Origin of the sequence: uncultured Porphyromonas sp., from assembly GCF_934359325.1 — a bacterium.
Lineage (GTDB): Bacteria > Bacteroidota > Bacteroidia > Bacteroidales > Porphyromonadaceae > Porphyromonas_A.
This window is the reverse complement of sequence record NZ_CAKRLH010000240.1, coordinates 1-2,308: the sequence shown is the minus strand read 5'-3', so window position 1 is coordinate 2,308 and position 2,308 is coordinate 1. Positions and strand designations below refer to the sequence as shown.

Genomic DNA, 2,308 nt, shown 5'->3' with positions numbered 1-2,308 from the left:
GGCGCGCGCTACGTAGACAATAGTGGGTATGAGGGACATCGCCTCCCGGGCTACTACACCGGCAGCCTGATGGCTAAGTACGGGATCGACCTAAAGAGCCACCGCTCCCTCGACCTGAGCCTGCAGCTGCTCAACCTCTTCAGCAGCAGCTACTCCACCTATGGCTACATCTACGATGCCTACAGCCTACTGGATGAGACCGGTAAGGAGGTAAGTCGCGATCAGGACCTGAGACTATTCCCCGCCGCACCGATCCACTTCGTTGCCGGCGCCACCTATACCTTCTGATAGGTCTATTACTCCTAACTAAAGCGTGATGGGGCTCTCCACTCTGACTCTCAGGGTGGAGAGCCCCTTTTTTGTGCCGGTCGGTCTCGATGGAAACTAAACCCGATATTAGTGATCCCTATTACCGGGTTTAGTGATCACTAATACCGGTAATAGAATTGCCCCTCTCCCACCGTCCGGCAGAGGGGGCAGAGCTATGTCGGACAAGTCGGGCAAGTCGGACGGGTCGGACAAGTCGGACGGGTCGGATATCTGACTGCTGAGTACTAGCTGTATGTCGCGTCGTCCGGCTCGTCCGATAAACCGGCGCATCGTCCGACACGACAGCGCACTGCCGGAGCTGCTTGTGGAGGATCCGGCGGTTTTTTCGCGGGGTGGGGCTGTGAAGTCAAAGAATTTGGTAGCTTTGTGATGGGCTTTGCCGGAGGATCGCTCGCACATCATTAGGCGAGGGGACCGAGGGTGAGGTACCCGCTTCTATACATAAGAGAGACTGAGATATGATATCTTTTTTCCGCCACTTCGGTACGGTCTACGCCGTACAGCACTCCGCACCCCTGTCCGATGAGGACCACAAGACCCTCGGCTGGCTCTTCGACGGAGCCGAGGAGGTCAAGGCTCCACTCGAGGGTACCTTCATCGGTCCGCGTGCTGAGATGATCACCCCCTGGAGTACCAATGCGACCGAGATCGCCCACACTGTCGGCATCGACTCCGTCGAGCGGGTGGAGGCCTTCCTCGAGGCTGAGCCGGGAGTGCCGTACGACAGGATGCTGCTGAGGCAGTATGGCGTGCTTGACGGGGGACTCTTCGATACCAAGATCGAGAAGGCTCCCCTCCTGCCGGTGGAGGATCTGCGGAAGTACAATAGCGAGGAGGGTCTCGCCCTCTCCGATGAGGAGATCGACTACCTCGAGGGGGTGGCACGGGAGCTGGGGCGACCGCTCACGGATGCGGAGCTCTTCGGCTTCTCGCAGGTGAATAGCGAGCACTGCCGGCACAAGATCTTTGGCGGCACCTTCGTCATCGACGGAGAGGAGATGCCTGAGAGCCTCTTCGGGATGATCAAGAAGACGAGTAAGCTCAATCCCAACGGTATCGTCTCTGCCTATGCGGATAATGTCGCCTTTGTGGAGGGACCGGAGGCGGAGTTCTTCGCTCCGGAGCGGATGGACCGCCCCGACCTCTACCGCACCGAGGAGACCGAGACGGTGCTGGCGCTGAAGGCTGAGACGCACAACTTCCCCACCACCGTGGAGCCCTTCAACGGCGCTGCCACCGGCTCCGGCGGCGAGATCCGCGACCGGCTCGCCGGGGGTAAGGCATGCCTGCCCCTCGCCGGTGCGGCGATCTACATGACGCCCTACACCCGGCTCGACAAGTCGCGCCACTGGGAAAGCGCCATCACCGCCCGCCCCTGGCTCTACCAGACGCCGCAGGAGATCCTGACGAAGGCGAGCAATGGGGCTTCGGACTTCGGAAATAAGTTTGGCCAGCCCTTGATCGTCGGTTCGCTCCTCACCTTTGAGCACCAAGAGGGTAGCGAGATATGGGGGTACGACAAGGTGATCATGCTCGCCGGCGGTGTCGGTCTGGCACGGAAGCGCGATGCCGAGAAGGGGCACGCCGAGGACGGCGATGCCATCGTCGTGATGGGGGGAGACAACTACCGGATCGGTATGGGTGGTGGCGCCGTCTCGTCGGTCAATACCGGCAGCTACGCCGACGCCATTGAGCTCAATGCGATCCAGCGCTCCAATCCTGAGATGCAGAAGCGGGTCGCCAACGTCATCCGCGCCATGGCGGAGGGGAAGCGCAATCCGATCATCTCCATCCACGACCACGGCGCCGGAGGGCATCTCAATTGCCTCTCCGAGCTGGTGGAGGAGACCGGCGGTGAGATCGACATCGACCGCCTACCGATCGGTGACCCGACGCTCTCCGACAAGGAGATCCTGAGCAATGAGTCGCAGGAGCGTATGGGCATCCTGATCCATAAGGAGGACCTCGAGGGCGTGCG

At 60.8% G+C, this 2,308-nt stretch carries 1 protein-coding gene and 1 pseudogene; both read left to right on the top strand.

The window, feature by feature from the left end:
• A pseudogene (locus Q0F21_RS07345) lies at positions 1-288 on the top strand (TonB-dependent receptor); the annotation flags it as partial.
• Between the two features lie 500 nt (positions 289-788).
• Positions 789-2,308: AIR synthase-related protein (locus Q0F21_RS07340; RefSeq protein ID WP_297238723.1), on the top strand; the 1,520-nt coding region annotated here is incomplete at its 3' end.